The following is a 15,193-nucleotide window of genomic DNA, read 5'->3' on the forward strand; positions in this document are numbered from 1 at the left end:
GTGTGCGGCGCATGGCTCCGGAATGAGGGAACCCTGCGCGATGAACATGTCCCACTGTGTGATTTCCCCCTCCCTGTGCACCGCGAAACGGCCGGTTGCGGGATGCTGGCGATAACGTTCGTTCACTCCCCCGGCCGGTGTGGGTACCGCAGTCCTTGTCGGTAGGGATGGATGCAGTCGCTTCATGGAGGCAGTGATGGGTGTGGCAGCCGGTCCGATCCGCGTCGTGGTGGCGAAGCCGGGGCTCGACGGCCACGATCGCGGGGCCAAGGTCATCGCGCGTGCGCTGCGCGACGCGGGCATGGAGGTGATCTACACCGGGCTCCACCAGACGCCCGAGCAGATCGTCGACACCGCGATCCAGGAGGACGCCGACGCGATCGGCCTGTCCATCCTCTCCGGGGCGCACAACACGCTCTTCGCGGCGGTGATCGAGCTGCTCAAGCAGCGGGACGCCGAGGACATCCTGGTCTTCGGCGGCGGGATCATCCCCGAGGCCGACATCCCGCCGCTGAAGGACAAGGGCGTCGCGGAGATCTTCACGCCGGGCGCGACGACGCAGTCCATCGTGGACTGGGTCCGCGCGAACGTACGGCAGCCCGCGGAGGCCTGAGAGCGCGGGCGGGCAAGGGCGGCCCGGGCGGCCGCGGCGCGGTCCGGAAGGCCTGCCGGGTGGCCGGGGTGCGGTCCGGAATGGGCTCGGCCTCGGCGGTCCGCGGGTACGCCGAACAGCCGCCGTGACCGCTGTGCGGTCCGCAGTCGTCCCGGTCACGCTATGTGGTCGGGGTCCCGGTCGGCGGCCGTCGCGCTGTCCGCGTGGCGGTGGTGAGGGGTGGGGCGATGTCCGGTCACGCTGTGTGGTCGGCATCCCGGTCGGCGCCGTTCGCCTCCCGGTCGGCGCCGTCCTCCTAACGGTCCGCCGCGTCCGCGTCACGGCTGTGGTGGTCGGCCGCCGGCCCGGTCGCGGGGGCTTCCAGTTCCCGCAGCATCGCCGCGCGCAGCCGCAGCGTCGTCATCAGTCGCTGGAAGGCCTCGGCCCAGTAGCCACCGGCCCCCGGCGACGCGTCCTCGGGTTCGTCCGGCACCGCCAGCAGCGCGTCGAGCCGCCCGGCCTCCGCGGGATCGAGGCAGCGCTCGGCCAGCCCCATCACCCCGCTGAAACTCCACGGGTAACTCCCGGCGTCCCGTGCGATGTTCAGAGCGTCGACCACCGCGCGTCCGAGCGGCGCCGCCCACGGCACCGCGCACACGCCGAGCAGCTGGAACGCCTCCGACAGACCGTGCGCCGCGATGAACCCCGCGACCCAGTCGGCCCGTTCGGCGGGTCTGAGCGTGCCGAGCAGCTTGGCTCGCTCTGCCAGGGAGACCGCCCCGGGGCCGCCCGCGTCGGGCGCCGACGGCTCGCCGAGCAGCGCACGCGCCCAGCCGCCGTCCTGCTGCCGGACCGCCGCCCGGCACCAGGCCGCGTGCAGTTCGCCCTGCCAGTCGTCGGCGACCGGCAGGGTCACGATCTCCGCCGGCGTGCGCCCGCCCAGTCGCCCGGGCCAGGTGCTCAGCGGTGCGGCCTCCACCAATTGACCCAGCCACCACGACCGTTCACCACGCCCGGTCGGCGCCGCGGACTGCACACCGTCGCGCTCCATGCCCGGATCGCACTCGTGGGGTGCTTCGACGACGATCGTGGGGGTCGCGCGTGTGCGGTCCAGAGCCACGCACGCACCGGCGCGCACCGCCATCCGGGCGGCGAGCGCCGACCCCGGCAGCGCCGACAGCAGCTCCGCCGCCGTGGCCCGCACCGTGCGGCTGCGGTCGGCGAGGGCCTGCTCCAGGAATGGTTCGTCATCCTGGCCGAGGCCCGTGCGCAGCGAGTCGAGGAACATCAGCCGGTCCTCGGCGCGCTCCATGCCCCAGGTCGCCGCCAGCAGGGCGCGGCCTGCCTCGGGGTCGCGGGCGCGCAGCGCGGAGAGCAGGGCGACCCGTTCGGCGAACAGTCCCTCCTGCCACAGCCGTTCTATCTCCTCCCGCCGGCCCGGATCCGGCAGCGCCGTGCCGCCGCCGGGCGCGGCCCGCAGGGCGAACCGCCAGTCGGGGTTGAGCCGGGCCAGCCACAGCGCACGCGGCCCGGCGAACTCCAGTACGGCAGGGCGCAGATCCGTCCGGCCGCGCGCCGCGTCCAGCAGCGCGGGCAGCGCCTGGGGCGGCGGCGCCCAGCCCCGGGCGTTCGCCGCGGCGAGCCACTGCGGCAGCAGCTCCATCAGATCCGGTGTGGTGCCCCTGCGGCCGGTGGCTGTGCCGGGGCGGTCGGCCAGCAGGGTGCCGAGTCTGCGGGCCGCCGCCGCAGGCAGCGGGGGGCGCGGATCGGCGGGGGCCGGCGCGGGGCGGGGCGCGGCCGGGGCGGGCCGCAGTCCTGAACGGCGGCGCACGGTCGCCTCGGCCGCGGCGTCCAGCAGGGCGACCGGAGCCTCGCGGCCGTCGACCGGCGCGGGCGGAGTGCGCCGGTCCGTACCGAGGAGCGCCGCGGTGACCAGGTCCTCCCAGGCACCGGGCGCGGGCCGGGCCGACCGGGTCGCGGGAGCCGGGGTCGAGTTCATGCGCTTCCTTTCGTGGGGAGGCACGGGAACGGGTGGGTCGTGGGGAAGCACGGGAACGGGTGGGGACTCACCGGACGTGCCGGTGGCTGCCGGACGGGTACGAGGACGGGGGCGGGGGAGGGGCGGGCGTGTCCCCTCCTGCCCTTGCCTGCCTCGCGCGACGGCCGGGCCCTGCTCAGCACAGGGACACGCCGTGCTCAGCACAGGCACGCCGTGCTCAGCACAGGGACACGGCGTCACCGGGGCCGTGGGGCCAGGCGGTGAGCGGGGTGAAGCCGCGGTGGCCGCACTCGCCGAAGACGGTCACGGGGCCGCCGCCGGACAGGGCCACCAGCCGCCACAGGCCGGGGCGGCCCGCCGCGGCCGGGGTGAGCGGCAGCGCGCTGTCACCGTCGGCGTCCGCGAGCTGCCAGGTGTCCCCGCCGGGTGCCGGTATGACCGACTCCAGCGTCACCGGGACGGTCTCCAGCCACGGATCGTCCCGCAGCGCCTCGCCGTAGCGGGCGGTGGCCTGCGCGGTCGTCACCCCCTTCGGCCGTACGGCCGTCGGCGTGGGCGCGGCGAACCGCTCGCCCAGCGCCACCCGCTGCCGGCCACCCCCCGGATACGCGGACACCTCCGCGTCCAGCGCCAGGCCGACCGGCAGAGACGGCTCCGGAGCGCGGCCGGCGGCACCGTACGTCAGCAACAGCGCCGTACGGTCCGTGGCGACGCCGTGCAGCCATGTCCGGCGGGTCGTCAGCTTCGCGTCCCCCGTGTCGTACTGCGCGAGGACCAGCCACTGGTCGCGTACCGCGGGACCCTCCGGCGACCCGGGCAGGCCGACTCGGGAGCGGACCGTCGCCGCGAGGCTCCCCGGCAGCCGCTCGCGGTGCAGCCACCCCTGATCCAGGAGGTGCACCAGGGCGCACTCCTCCAGCAGCCGCACCGGCCAGTCCGGGCCGGAGCCCGGTATCGCGCCCAGCTCCCGGAGCCGCGCGGCCAGCCCGGGCGCCTGCGCGTCGACCATGCGGGCCGCTGTCTCCTCCCACATCGCGTACCCCGCCTGCTCGGCCGTGGCCAGCCCGGAGCGCAGCAGGTCGGCCAGGCGCCGCTCCAGCTCCATGGCGCCCGCGGTGATCCGCTCGGCCCGGCGCTCCGCCCGCCGCCGGGCCGCCTCCGGATCGGCCGCGGAGGACCCGGAACCCGCCGTCCCCGTCTCCGCGCCCCGCCTTGCTTCCCCCTCTCTCCACTCGGCCGCCCACGCCGGCGGCTCTCTTCGAGGCACGGCTCCCGCGTCGCCCGACCAGAGCAGCAACAGCCCGATCACGTGCTTGCACGGCAGCTTCCGGCTCGGGCAACTGCACGCATACGCGAGACCGGAGACGTCCGACACGTCCACCACCGTCCGGTACGGCGCGCTGCCGCCTCCCCGGCACAGCCCCCACACCGTCCCCTCGCCGGAACTGCCCGCCCCGGACCACGGCCCGGCCACGCCGAGCCTGCTCCCCGCTTCGCGCGACGCGGCGTCAGGTGCCAGTGCCAGCACCCGGTCCGCACTCCAGCGCACCCCCTGCTCAGTCATGTCGTCGACGGTAGGTCCCCCCACTGACAATCGGCTCCGCGAGCGCGTTTGTGCAGGTCGGGACGCGTTGTCAGTGGCGTGGTGCACGGTGGGTGCCAGATCACCGACCGGCCCAGCTGGAGGGGGACTTCGCCATGCCTGTGACCGTGGACCAACCGGCACCCGACGCGGAAAAAGAAGAAAAAGAAGGGCAGAAGCCGGGAACGAGCGCGGCGCACCCGACCCAGGCGCACGCGACCGGGACGCACCCGACCCAGGCGCACGCGACCGGGGCGCTCACGACCGACGCACGACCGGCCGACGTGCTGCGACCGCACGCCGAGGACGCCTTCGCGCACGAACTCGCCGCGCTCGCCGCGCAGGACGACCGCCCGCGCCCGCCGCGCTGGAAGCTGTCGCCGTGGGCGGTGGCGACCTACCTGCTCGGCGGCACCCTGCCCGACGGCACGGTGATCACGCCCAAGTACGTGGGGCCGCGCCGCATCGTCGAGGTCGCCGTCACCACACTCGCCACCGACCGCGCCCTGCTCCTGCTCGGCGTGCCCGGCACGGCCAAGACCTGGGTGTCCGAACACCTCGCGGCGGCCGTCAGCGGCGACTCCACCCTGCTCGTGCAGGGCACCGCGGGCACCCCGGAGGAGGCCATCCGCTACGGCTGGAACTACGCCCAGCTGCTCGCGCACGGCCCCAGCCGGGACGCCCTCGTGGCCGGACCGGTCATGCGCGCCATGGCCGAGGGCATGACGGCCCGCGTCGAGGAACTCACCCGTATCCCGGCCGACGTACAGGACACGCTGATCACGATCCTGTCGGAGAAGACCCTGCCGATACCGGAGCTGGGCCAGGAGGTGCAGGCGGTCCGCGGCTTCAACCTGATCGCCACCGCCAACGACCGCGACTGCGGGGTCAACGACCTCTCCAGCGCTCTGCGCCGCCGCTTCAACACGGTCGTGCTGCCGCTGCCGGAGAGCGTCGAGGCCGAAGTGGACATCGTCGCGCGGCGCGTCGGCCAGATCGGCCGCTCGCTCGACCTGCCGGCCGCGCCCGACGGCATCGACGAGATCCGCCGCGTCGTCACCGTCTTCCGTGAACTGCGCGACGGCGTCACCGCCGACGGGCGCATCAAGGTCAAGTCGCCCAGCGGCACCCTCTCGACGGCCGAGGCGATCTCCGTCGTGACGGGCGGCCTCGCCCTCGCCGCCCACTTCGGTGACGGTGTCCTGCGCGCCGGCGACGTGGCCGCCGGCATCCTCGGCGCCGTCGTCCGGGATCCGGCCGCCGACCGGGTCGTGTGGCAGGAGTACCTGGAGGCGGTGGTCCGCGAGCGCGACGGCTGGACCGACTTCTATCGCGCCTGCCGGGAGGTGAGCGCATGACGCGGGGGGACGACGACCTCGGGTGGGGCCGGTCCGCGGGACGAGGAGGAACTGGCGGATCCTCAGGAAACGGGGGCTCCGCGGGCAACGGCGGCTCGCAGGGCAAGGTGTGCGCGCCGGAGACGGGGTTGTAAGGGCTGCCGGGGACCACGACCCGTGGCGGTCGCGCAGGTGAGGACAGGTGGGTGCCGTGCAGGTGAGGGGGATGGCGATGACGGACGGTGAGGTGGAACCGGGCGGCAGGCCGGGCCCGGGGCCGCTGCTGCTCGGGGTGCGGCATCACGGGCCCGGCTCGGCCCGGGCGGTGCGGGCGGCGCTCGACGCGGCGCGGCCGCGGGTGGTGCTGATCGAGGGACCGCCCGAGGCCGACGCGCTCGTGCCGCTGGCCGCCGACGCGGACATGCGGCCGCCTGTGGCGCTGCTGGCCCACGCGGTGGACGAGCCCGGCCGCTCCTCCTTCTGGCCGTTCGCCGAGTTCTCCCCGGAGTGGGTCGCCCTCCGCTGGGCCCTCGCCCACGACGTCCCGGCCCGCTTCATCGACCTGCCGGCCACTCATTCACTGGCGTGGGAGAGGGGCGAGGGAGAAAGGGACAGGCCCGATACGCAGTCCGACGGGGCCGGGCCGGGTGGGCTCCCGCCCGCAGTGCGGCTCGATCCGCTCGGGGTGCTCGCCGAGGTCGCCGGGTACGACGATCCGGAGCGCTGGTGGGAGGACGTCGTCGAGCACCGCGGGCCGGGACCGCGGGACCCGTTCACGCCGTTCACCGTGCTCGAGGAGGCGATGGCGGCACTGCGGGAGACCTACGGCACCGGGGGACACGACCGGGACCCGGTGCGCGAGGCCCATATGCGTCTCCAACTGCGTTCCGCTCGCAAGGAGTTCGACGACGACGTGGCCGTGGTGTGCGGAGCCTGGCACGTGCCGGCGCTGCGGTGGCGCACGACGGTCACGGCCGACAGGGCCCTGCTCAAGGGGCTGCCGAAGGTCAAGGCCGAGCTGACGTGGGTGCCGTGGACGTATCGCAGGCTCTCGCGGGCCGGTGGATACGGCGCCGGGATCGACTCGCCCGGCTGGTACGCGCATCTGTTCGGCGTGCCCGACCGGCCCGTCGAGCGGTGGATGACGAAGGTGGCCGGGCTGCTGCGGGCGGAGGACCGCGTCGTGTCCCCCGCACACGTCATCGAGGCGGTGCGGCTCGCCGAGACGCTCGCGGCGGTGCGCGGACGCCCGCTCCCCGGGCTCGGCGAGACCATCGACGCGGTGCGGGCCGTGATGTGCGACGGCTCGGACGTGCCGCTCGCGCTGGTGCAGGACCGGTTGGTCGTGGGGGACGCGCTGGGTGAGGTTCCGCGGGCGGCGCCGGCCGTGCCGTTGCAGCGGGATCTGGAGCGGTCGCAGCGTCGGCTGCGGCTCAGGCCCGAAGCGGGGGAACGGGAGCTGGAGCTCGACCTGCGCAAGGAGACGGACGCCGAGCGCAGCCGGCTGCTGCACCGGCTGCGGCTGCTGCGGATCCCGTGGGGCGATCCGGTTGCCTCGCGGGGCAGCACGGGGACGTTCCGGGAGACCTGGCGGCTGCGCTGGGAGCCGGAGCTGTCCGTGCGGGTCGCCGAGGCCGGGGTGTGGGGCACGACCGTGCTCGCCGCGGCCACCGGCAAGGCCGAGGCGGACGCGCTCGCCGCGCAGACCCTGGCGGAGGTGACCGCGCTGGCCGTGCTGTGCCTGCCGGCGGGGCTCGGTGACGCGCTCCCCACCGTGATGCGGGTCCTGGCCGACCGGGCGGCGCTCGACACCGACGTCGGCCACCTGGCGCAGGCCCTGCCCGCCCTGGTGCGTTCCCTGCGCTACGGGGACGTGCGGGGCACGGACACCGCCGCGCTCGCGGAGGTCGCCACCGGGCTCGCCGAGCGGATCTTCGTCGGACTGCCCCCGGCCTGTGCCGCGCTCGACGCGGACGCAGCGGCCGAGATGCGGCGCCATGTGGACGCGGTACACGGGGCGGTGGGCCTGCTGGGCGAGACCCTGGTGAAACCGGCGTCCCCGGCGTCCCAAAAGCCCTCGGTGTCCCCGATGTCCCCGGTGGCCCCCGCGCTCCCGGGCACGCCGCCCGGCGGTCACCGTGGGCTGCGTGTCCGCTGGCAGGGCGTGCTGCGGGTGCTGTCGGGGCGGGACTCCGTGCCCGGTGTGATCCGCGGGCGGGCGGTGCGGCTGCTGCTGGACGACGGAGTGCTGGACCAGGACGAGGCGGCCCGGCTGATGGGGCTCGCCCTGTCGCCGGGTGCGCCGCCTGCCGACGCGGCCGCCTGGATCGAGGGCTTCGTCGGCGGTGGGGGCGGCGGGATGCTGCTCGTGCACGACGAGCGGCTGCTCGCTCTCGTGGACGGCTGGCTGACCGGCGTGCCGGCGGAGGCGTTCACGGACGTGCTGCCCCTGCTGCGGCGGACGTTCGCGGCGTACGAGCCGGGGGTGAGGAGAACGCTCGGCGAACTGGTTCGGCGCGGGCCGCGGGAGCGAGGGAGAGGCGCCGCCGTCGCCGAGGGGGCGCCCGGCTTCGGGTCCGGTCTGGACAACGAGCGGGCGGACGCGGTGCTGCCGGTGGTGCGGCTGCTGCTGGGCCTGGACGACGACCGGGAGACGACCACTGTCAACGACCTTGCGGAGGTGGGCACATGACCACGGAGGGGGACGCCACGGCAGGGGCCGCGGCCGCACGAGCGCCGGAAGCGGGTGCCGGGGGACCGGCGCAGGCGGAGGCGGGGGAACGGCTGCGCCGGTGGCGGCTGGTGCTCGGCGGGGACGCCGCCGACAGCACCGGGTACGCGCTGTCGGGCCGGGACGCGGCGATGGACGGGGCGCTCAGCGCGCTGTACGGCAAGGAGGACAGAGGGCGGAAGGGACGGGACCGTTCGGCGGGCCTGGGCGCGTCGGCGCCGTCCGTGGCGCGCTGGCTCGGGGACATCCGCACCTACTTCCCCGCCTCCGTCGTCCAGGTCATGCAGCGGGACGCCATCGACCGGCTCGGTCTGTCCGCGCTGCTGCTGGAGCCGGAGATGCTCGAGGCGGTGGAGGCCGACGTGCATCTGGTCGGGACGCTGCTGTCGTTGAACAAGGCGATGCCGGAGACCACGAAGGAGACCGCACGGGCGGTGGTGCGCAAGGTCGTGGACGACCTCGAGAAGCGGCTCGCCACCCGCACCCGGGCCGCCCTCACCGGCGCCCTGGACCGCAGTGCCCGCGTCCGGCGCCCGCGCCACCACGACATCGACTGGAACCGCACCATCGCGGCCAACCTCAAGCACTACCTGCCGGAGCAGCGGACGGTCGTGCCGGAGCGGCTCATCGGCTTCGGGCGCGCCTCGCAGTCCGTGAAGAAGGACGTCGTGCTGTGCGTCGACCAGTCCGGTTCGATGGCGGCGTCCGTCGTCCACGCCGCCGTCTTCGGCGCGGTGCTGGCCTCGATGCGGTCGCTCAGCACACGGCTCGTCGTCTTCGACACCGCGGTCGCCGACCTCACGGACCAGCTGGACGACCCGGTGGACGTGCTGTTCGGCACGCAGCTGGGCGGCGGTACGGACATCAACCGGGCGCTCGCCTACTGCCAGTCGCGGATCACCCGGCCCGCGGACACGGTGGTCGTCCTGATCAGCGATCTGTACGAGGGCGGCATACGCGACGAGATGCTGAAGCGGGTCGCGGCGATGAAGGCGTCGGGGGTGCAGTTCGTCGCGCTGCTCGCGCTGTCGGACGAGGGGGCGCCCGCGTACGACCGGGAGCACGCGGCCGCGCTCGCCGCGCTGGGGGCGCCGGCGTTCGCCTGCACACCCGACCTGTTCCCGGAGGTGATGGCGGCGGCGATCGAGAAGCGGCCGTTGCCCATACCGGACATGACTACCCATCGGTAACGGGGGGCTTGCGCAACCTCGGGCGTCGCATGCAAGGATCGACGCCGCGTATGCCCGAGGCCGTACGCACGGTGAGCCCCCTGCTCGTTCGCCGTACCGTCGCACGGGAGGATCCCGCCCTCTTGACCTGGCAGCCCGCTTTCCCCGGTGCCGCTGTGCGCGTCGTGCGCGCGGTGGCCGGGCGGCGTGTGCTGCAGGCGGCGCTGCTGCTGGGCGGGTTGTTCGTGCTCGGCCTGCTCTGCGGGCAGCGTGCGCAGGCGGCGGAGCCGGTGCCGACGGCGCCTGCGACGCAGACCAAGGCCACGGGGGCGGGCGCCTCCACGGAGACTCCGTCGCTGCCACGCTCGGCGACGCGTCATGGAGCCCAGGCCGTGGACGTGCGCGGGAAGCGGCCCGCCGGCGCGCTGCGGAACACCGTGAAGGCGGGCATCGGCAACACCGCGCCCGCGCTTCACGTGTTGCCGCCGGAAGCGTCGTTGCCGTCGGAGGCGCCGTCGCCGCTGGCGCTTCCCACTGCCCAGCAATTGCCCATGCCGTCCGTGCCGTCCGTGCCGTCCGTGCCCTTCCCGCCCGGTGCACCCGGTGTTCACGGGGACGGCGGTGTCCGGGCCGGTCACGGTGCGGCCGCCACTCCGGCCGGACCCGTGCGTGTCGCCGGTGGTACGGCGTTCCGCGCCCGCCCCTCCGGCCCGGTGGCCGCGCCGGCTCAGCCTCGGCCCGGCCGAGCGGTGCACCCCTTCCCCGCTCACACTCCCTCCGCCCACGCCGACTCCGCTCACCCCGGCCGCGACACCGTGCCGCAGGGTCCCGGCGAGGGCCCGGCCGGTGCCGTGGTGGGCGGTTCGGCCGCCGGTGACGGCACGCCCGGCCACGGGGACGCGCACGCGGTCACGCCGCGCCACCGGCTGCCGTTGCCGGTGCGGGCCGCGACCGTGGCCCAGGGCGCCGCACCTCGGATCCAGGACAGGTACCGGGACATCCCCGTCTTCCCCGCCTAGGCAGGCCTTCCCCCGCCGAGGACCTGCCGCGCGGGGGCGGAACAGGTCTGCCCGCTCCTCCGCACCGCCCCGCCCCGCGCGGCGGTGCCCGACGGAGGATTCCCGAACCCCAAGCCTCAGCCCCCGGCGCAGCCCACTCCGAGGTCACCGACCCGGAGGCGCGCGGCCGCGCCGCTTGTGAACCTGAAGGATCTGACGCACGCATGAACAAGAACATCCGTCGTTCCATCGTGATAGCCGCCGGAGTCACCGGCGCATGGGCGCTCGGCTCGGCCGTGGCCAGCGCCGACGAACTGCCCGCCCCGTCGGTGTCCGCCCCGGACGCCACGGCCGACGTCACCTCCGACGCCGGTGACACGCTCGGCACGGTCACCGACACCGTCGGCTCCGTCCTGGCCACCCCGCACGACACCGTCTCCTCGCCGACCGGCACGGCCCAGGACGCCTCCGCCACGGTCAGCGGAGCCACGGCCCCGGCGACCACCGGGGCGACGTCCACGGCGACCGGCCTTCTAGGCGGTGCCGCCCCGCACACGTCCGCGTCCACCGCCGACCGGGCCCGCCACTACGTCGACGCCGAGGTCGGCGCCCCGCACGCCCCCCGGCTGCGCGGCGCGCAGGCCGCCGCCGGCGCCCACGCCGCCCGGGCCGAGCACACGGCGCACGCCGCGCACACGACGGCAGCGCACACGGCCGCGCACACCGTCGGGACGCTGCCGCACACCCCGCAGGACGGCATCGACTACCTCTTCGGTCCGCTCGCCGCCTTCGCCTCCGAGCTGGAACAGACGCTGGCCGCCGCGCAGACCAGGCTCCAGGGCGTGCAGGCCGCGGCACACGGCGGGACGCAGGGCGTCGACGGCGTCGTACGGACGACGGCCCGGCAGACCACGGCGGGCGCGGGCCGCGGCTCGGCCGCGGCGCAGGGCGAGGCCGAGGACGTCCGGGCCGCAGCCCTGGCCTCCGTCTCCGCCGTCCCGGGGCATGTCACCGGTGCGGTCGACGGGGTGGAGCAGCGGGTGGTCGGCACGGTCGCCGAGGTGCCGGGCGCGGTGACGCCGGTGGTGCGGGAGACGGCGTCGGAGGCGCTGCCGCCGGTGGCGGGCGCGGCCGTGGACGGTGCCGTGCCGCTCGCGGGCCGGGCGGTTGCGGGTGCGACGCCGCTCGCCGGAGGTGCCGTCCACGGGGCCACCGGGGTCGTCACCGAGGCGCTCTACGGCGTGACACCGGTCGTCGGCCACGCGGCGCAGGGGGTGACCGGGACCGCGGAGCATGCCGTGGCGGACGCCTACCCCGTGGTCGGTGGTGTGCCGTCGTATGCCACCGGGCTCGTCGGGCAGGTGACCGAGGGCGCCGCGGACGCCGTGCTGCCGCCGGTGGCCCACACCGCCGTGCAGGGTGTGATGCCGGTCGCCGGGCAGGCCGTCGTGGACGCGGGGGCGCTGGCGTACGGCGTCGGGGGCGACGTCACGCCGTTCACCGGCCGGGTCGCCGGGCAGGTGCCGCCGCTGGCGTACGGCGTGTCCGGGCAGGCGGGTGACTTCGCCCAGGGCGTCACCGGCCGGGTGACGGCCCTGGCCGCCGGGGTCACCGGCGCGGCGCAGCCGGTCGTGGACGTCGTCCGGCCGGTCGTGGACGGGGTGGCGGACAGCGTCACCGCTTCGGCGTACGGCGTCGCGGCTGACGCCGTGCCGTTCGCGGGCGGTGTCTCCGGGCAGGCGGGCGGCTTCGCGCACGGCGTGACGGGTGACGTCGCGCCCCTCGCGCAGGACCTGTCGGGGACGGTGCGGGGCACCGGCGTATCGCTCGCCGGGCATGTGGCGCAGGGAGCCGGGGGAGTGGCGCGGTCCGTCACTCCCGGGTATGTCCATGACACTCACGGGGTATCCGGCCAGCAGGCACCGCGCGGCATCTGACGAACGGGCGCCCCGCCGCCCCGAGCGGCAAGCACCCGACCGCATCGGAGCGGCATGCACCCGACCGCATTCGAGCGGCAGGCGCCCGCCGCCTGCGACCGGTCCAAGGCGCCGCACGCGACCGGACCACGGCGCCGTACGGCGACCAACGCGTCGCGCCGCCCGGCGACAGCCGCGCCGCGTCGCCCGGCGGTAGCCGCGTCGCCCGGCGACAGCCGTGCCGTACCGGGCCGCACGGCGACCGCCGCGCCGGCCGGTGGCCCGGTCGGCGCGCGACCGACTCCGTGGGGGCGACGGACCCGGATGGCCGAAAGCCGTCGGCCCGTCCGGTGTGACCCCCGCGGTAAGGAGGCCGGACGGTCCCCATTGGGGTGGGGACCGTCCGGCCTCACGCCCCGCACCGGACCGTAGGACCGGCTCAGGGGCTGCTCAGGGGCCTCACCGGGTCAACCCCAGCCCGGTGAGGCCCCGCACCCCCTGGCACGCAGTGCCGTGAGACGCGGCATCATGTGACGGGTATCACCGCTCAGGTGTGACCTCCGATTTAGAGCCCAAACGCCAGCGGGGATAACCTGCGAGACGGACATGCCGCGCGCTCGGACACCGTGTGCGCCTCCCTTGTGACAAGCGGACGTCACGTTGCCCTTCGCGGCACGCCCACGCATCCAACGAACCGCGAGATCACGATAGGGACGGAAGCGCGTGGACCTGTTCGAGTACCAGGCGAGGGACCTCTTCGCCAAGCACGATGTACCGGTGCTGGCCGGTGAAGTCATCGACACGCCTGAGGCGGCCCGCGCAGCCACTGAGCGCCTCGGTGGCAAGTCCGTCGTCAAGGCCCAGGTGAAGGTCGGCGGCCGCGGCAAGGCCGGTGGCGTCAAGCTCGCCGGCACCACCGACGAGGCGGTCGAGCACGCGACCAACATCCTCGGCATGGACATCAAGGGCCACACGGTCCACAAGGTCATGATCGCCGAGACGGCCCCGGAGATCCTGGAGGAGTACTACGTCTCCTTCCTCCTGGACCGTGCCAACCGCACCTTCCTCTCCATCGCGTCCGTCGAGGGCGGCATGGAGATCGAGGAGGTGGCGGCCACCCGCCCCGAGGCCGTCGCGAAGATCGACATCGACGCCATCGACGGTGTGGACGAGGCCAAGGCCCGCGAGATCGTCGAGGCCGCCAAGTTCCCGGCCGAGGTCGCCGACAAGGTCGTGAACGTCCTCGTCAAGCTGTGGGACGTCTTCGTCAAGGAGGACGCCCTCCTGGTCGAGGTCAACCCGCTGGCCAAGGTCGCCTCCGGTGAGGTCATCGCCCTCGACGGCAAGGTCTCCCTGGACGACAACGCCGAGTTCCGTCACCCGGACTTCGAGGCGCTCCACGACAAGGCCGCCGCCAACCCGCTCGAGGCGGCTGCCAAGGAGAAGAACCTCAACTACGTCAAGCTCGACGGCGAGGTCGGCATCATCGGCAACGGCGCGGGTCTCGTGATGAGCACCCTCGACGTCGTCGCGTACGCCGGTGAGAACCACAAGGGCGTCAAGCCCGCCAACTTCCTCGACATCGGTGGCGGCGCCTCCGCCGAGGTGATGGCGAACGGCCTGGAGATCATCCTGGGCGACCCGGACGTCAAGTCCGTCTTCGTCAACGTCTTCGGCGGCATCACCGCCTGCGACGCCGTCGCCAACGGCATCGTGCAGGCCCTGGAGCTCCTCGAGAGCAAGGGCGAAGAGGTCACCAAGCCGCTGGTCGTCCGCCTCGACGGCAACAACGCCGAGCTGGGCCGCCAGATCCTGGACGACCGCAACCACCCGCTCGTGCAGCGCGTGGACACCATGGACGGCGCGGCCGACAAGGCCGCCGAGCTGGCTGCTGCCGCGAAGTAAGGGACGAGGTCACAGAACACCATGGCTATCTTCCTCACCAAGGAATCCAAGGTCATCGTCCAGGGCATGACCGGCTCCGAGGGCCAGAAGCACACCAAGCGCATGCTGGCGTCGGGCACCAACATCGTCGGCGGTGTCAACCCGCGCAAGGCCGGCACCACGGTCGACTTCGACGGCACCGAGGTCCCGGTCTTCGGCTCCGTCAAGGAGGCCATCGACAAGACCGGCGCCGACGTCACGGTCATCTTCGTCCCGGAGAAGTTCACCAAGGACGCGGTCGTCGAGGCCATCGACGCCGAGATCCCGCTGGCCGTCGTGATCACCGAGGGCGTCGCCGTGCACGACACGGCGTCCTTCTGGGCGTACGCCGGCAAGAAGGGCAACAAGACCCGGATCATCGGCCCGAACTGCCCCGGCCTGATCACCCCGGGTCAGTCGAACGCCGGCATCATCCCGGCCGACATCACCAAGCCGGGCCGCATCGGCCTGGTCTCGAAGTCCGGCACGCTGACGTACCAGATGATGTACGAGCTGCGCGACATCGGCTTCTCCACCTGCGTCGGCATCGGCGGTGACCCGATCATCGGCACCACCCACATCGACGCCCTGAAGGCCTTCCAGGACGACCCCGACACCGACCTGATCGTCATGATTGGTGAGATCGGCGGCGACGCCGAGGAGCGGGCCGCGGCCTTCATCAAGGAGAACGTGACCAAGCCGGTCGTCGGCTACGTCGCGGGCTTCACCGCGCCCGAGGGCAAGACCATGGGCCACGCCGGCGCGATCGTGTCCGGCTCTTCTGGCACCGCACAGGCCAAGAAGGAGGCCCTCGAGGCCGCCGGCGTCAAGGTCGGCAAGACGCCGACCGAGACGGCCAAGCTGGCCCGCGAGATCCTGGCCGGCTGAGTCCCCGACTCACCGTGAGCAGGCCCGCCCCCTCGGCCGGGGGCGGGCCTGCCGGCGT

10 protein-coding genes are annotated in these 15,193 nt (G+C 74.4%); 8 read left to right on the top strand and 2 right to left on the bottom strand.

The annotated features are described in order from the left end of the window. The first annotated feature begins 196 nt into the window (after nt 1-196). Nucleotides 197-613: a cobalamin B12-binding domain-containing protein gene (locus AB0E88_RS20450; protein WP_361632241.1), complete on the top strand. Its 417-nt coding sequence runs from the start codon at nt 197-199 to the stop codon at nt 611-613. Nucleotides 614-908: 295 nt separating this feature from the next. Here the strand turns inward: AB0E88_RS20450 and AB0E88_RS20455 are convergent, their stop codons facing one another. Both AB0E88_RS20455 and AB0E88_RS20460 read right to left on the bottom strand, forming a co-directional pair. Further along, nucleotides 909-2,591: a DUF5691 domain-containing protein gene (locus tag AB0E88_RS20455; RefSeq protein ID WP_361632243.1), complete on the bottom strand. Its 1,683-nt coding sequence runs from the start codon at nt 2,589-2,591 to the stop codon at nt 909-911. 217 nt (nt 2,592-2,808) lie between these two features. Beyond that, nucleotides 2,809-4,155 carry an SWIM zinc finger family protein gene (locus tag AB0E88_RS20460; RefSeq protein ID WP_361632245.1) on the bottom strand — a complete coding sequence of 449 codons (1,347 nt, stop codon included), beginning with the start codon at nt 4,153-4,155 and terminating at the stop codon, nt 2,809-2,811. Between the two features lie 134 nt (nt 4,156-4,289). On the opposite strand from AB0E88_RS20460, the gene AB0E88_RS20465 reads away from it, so the two are divergent. From AB0E88_RS20465 to sucD, 7 genes are all read left to right on the top strand, one after another. Further along, nucleotides 4,290-5,531 carry an AAA family ATPase gene (locus tag AB0E88_RS20465; RefSeq protein WP_361632247.1) on the top strand — a complete coding sequence of 414 codons (1,242 nt, stop codon included), beginning with the start codon at nt 4,290-4,292 and terminating at the stop codon, nt 5,529-5,531. A 205-nt stretch (nt 5,532-5,736) separates the two neighbouring features. After that, a complete protein-coding gene (locus AB0E88_RS20470) occupies nt 5,737-8,202 on the top strand; it encodes a DUF5682 family protein (RefSeq protein ID WP_361632249.1) in 2,466 nt (821 codons plus the stop codon). Continuing rightward, nucleotides 8,199-9,431: a VWA domain-containing protein gene (locus AB0E88_RS20475; protein WP_361632251.1), complete on the top strand. Its 1,233-nt coding sequence runs from the start codon at nt 8,199-8,201 to the stop codon at nt 9,429-9,431. Before AB0E88_RS20470 ends, AB0E88_RS20475 begins: the two co-directional genes overlap by 4 nt. Before the next feature lie 50 nt (nt 9,432-9,481). Further along, the gene (locus AB0E88_RS20480; RefSeq protein WP_361632253.1) at nt 9,482-10,429 is read left to right on the top strand and encodes a hypothetical protein; all 948 of its coding nucleotides are present in this window, start codon (nt 9,482-9,484) and stop codon (nt 10,427-10,429) included. A gap of 203 nt (nt 10,430-10,632) precedes the next feature. Continuing rightward, entirely contained in the window at nt 10,633-12,345 is a 1,713-nt protein-coding gene (locus AB0E88_RS20485) for a hypothetical protein (RefSeq protein ID WP_361632255.1), read from the top strand. Nucleotides 12,346-13,047: 702 nt separating this feature from the next. Next, on the top strand, nt 13,048-14,229 hold the full coding sequence (sucC, locus tag AB0E88_RS20490; protein WP_361632257.1) for an ADP-forming succinate--CoA ligase subunit beta: 1,182 nt from the start codon (nt 13,048-13,050) through the stop codon (nt 14,227-14,229). Nucleotides 14,230-14,250: 21 nt separating this feature from the next. Continuing rightward, entirely contained in the window at nt 14,251-15,135 is an 885-nt protein-coding gene (gene sucD / locus AB0E88_RS20495; protein WP_361632259.1) for a succinate--CoA ligase subunit alpha, read from the top strand. The last annotated feature ends 58 nt before the right edge of the window (nt 15,136-15,193 follow it).

Origin of the sequence: Streptomyces sp. NPDC028635 (genome assembly GCF_040637635.1) — a bacterium.
Taxonomy (GTDB): domain Bacteria; phylum Actinomycetota; class Actinomycetes; order Streptomycetales; family Streptomycetaceae; genus Streptomyces.

Bases quoted from the DNA above. Each gene is read 5' to 3' on its own strand.
- AB0E88_RS20450 (WP_361632241.1), top strand. From the start codon at position 197: ATGGGTGTGGCAGCCGGTCCGATCCGCGTCGTGGTGGCGAAGCCGGGG.
- AB0E88_RS20455 (WP_361632243.1), bottom strand. From the start codon at position 2,591: ATGAACTCGACCCCGGCTCCCGCGACCCGGTCGGCCCGGCCCGCGCCC.
- AB0E88_RS20460 (WP_361632245.1), bottom strand. From the start codon at position 4,155: ATGACTGAGCAGGGGGTGCGCTGGAGTGCGGACCGGGTGCTGGCACTG.
- AB0E88_RS20465 (WP_361632247.1), top strand. From the start codon at position 4,290: ATGCCTGTGACCGTGGACCAACCGGCACCCGACGCGGAAAAAGAAGAA.
- AB0E88_RS20470 (WP_361632249.1), top strand. From the start codon at position 5,737: ATGGCGATGACGGACGGTGAGGTGGAACCGGGCGGCAGGCCGGGCCCG.
- AB0E88_RS20475 (WP_361632251.1), top strand. From the start codon at position 8,199: ATGACCACGGAGGGGGACGCCACGGCAGGGGCCGCGGCCGCACGAGCG.
- AB0E88_RS20480 (WP_361632253.1), top strand. From the start codon at position 9,482: ATGCCCGAGGCCGTACGCACGGTGAGCCCCCTGCTCGTTCGCCGTACC.
- AB0E88_RS20485 (WP_361632255.1), top strand. From the start codon at position 10,633: ATGAACAAGAACATCCGTCGTTCCATCGTGATAGCCGCCGGAGTCACC.
- sucD (WP_361632259.1), top strand. From the start codon at position 14,251: ATGGCTATCTTCCTCACCAAGGAATCCAAGGTCATCGTCCAGGGCATG.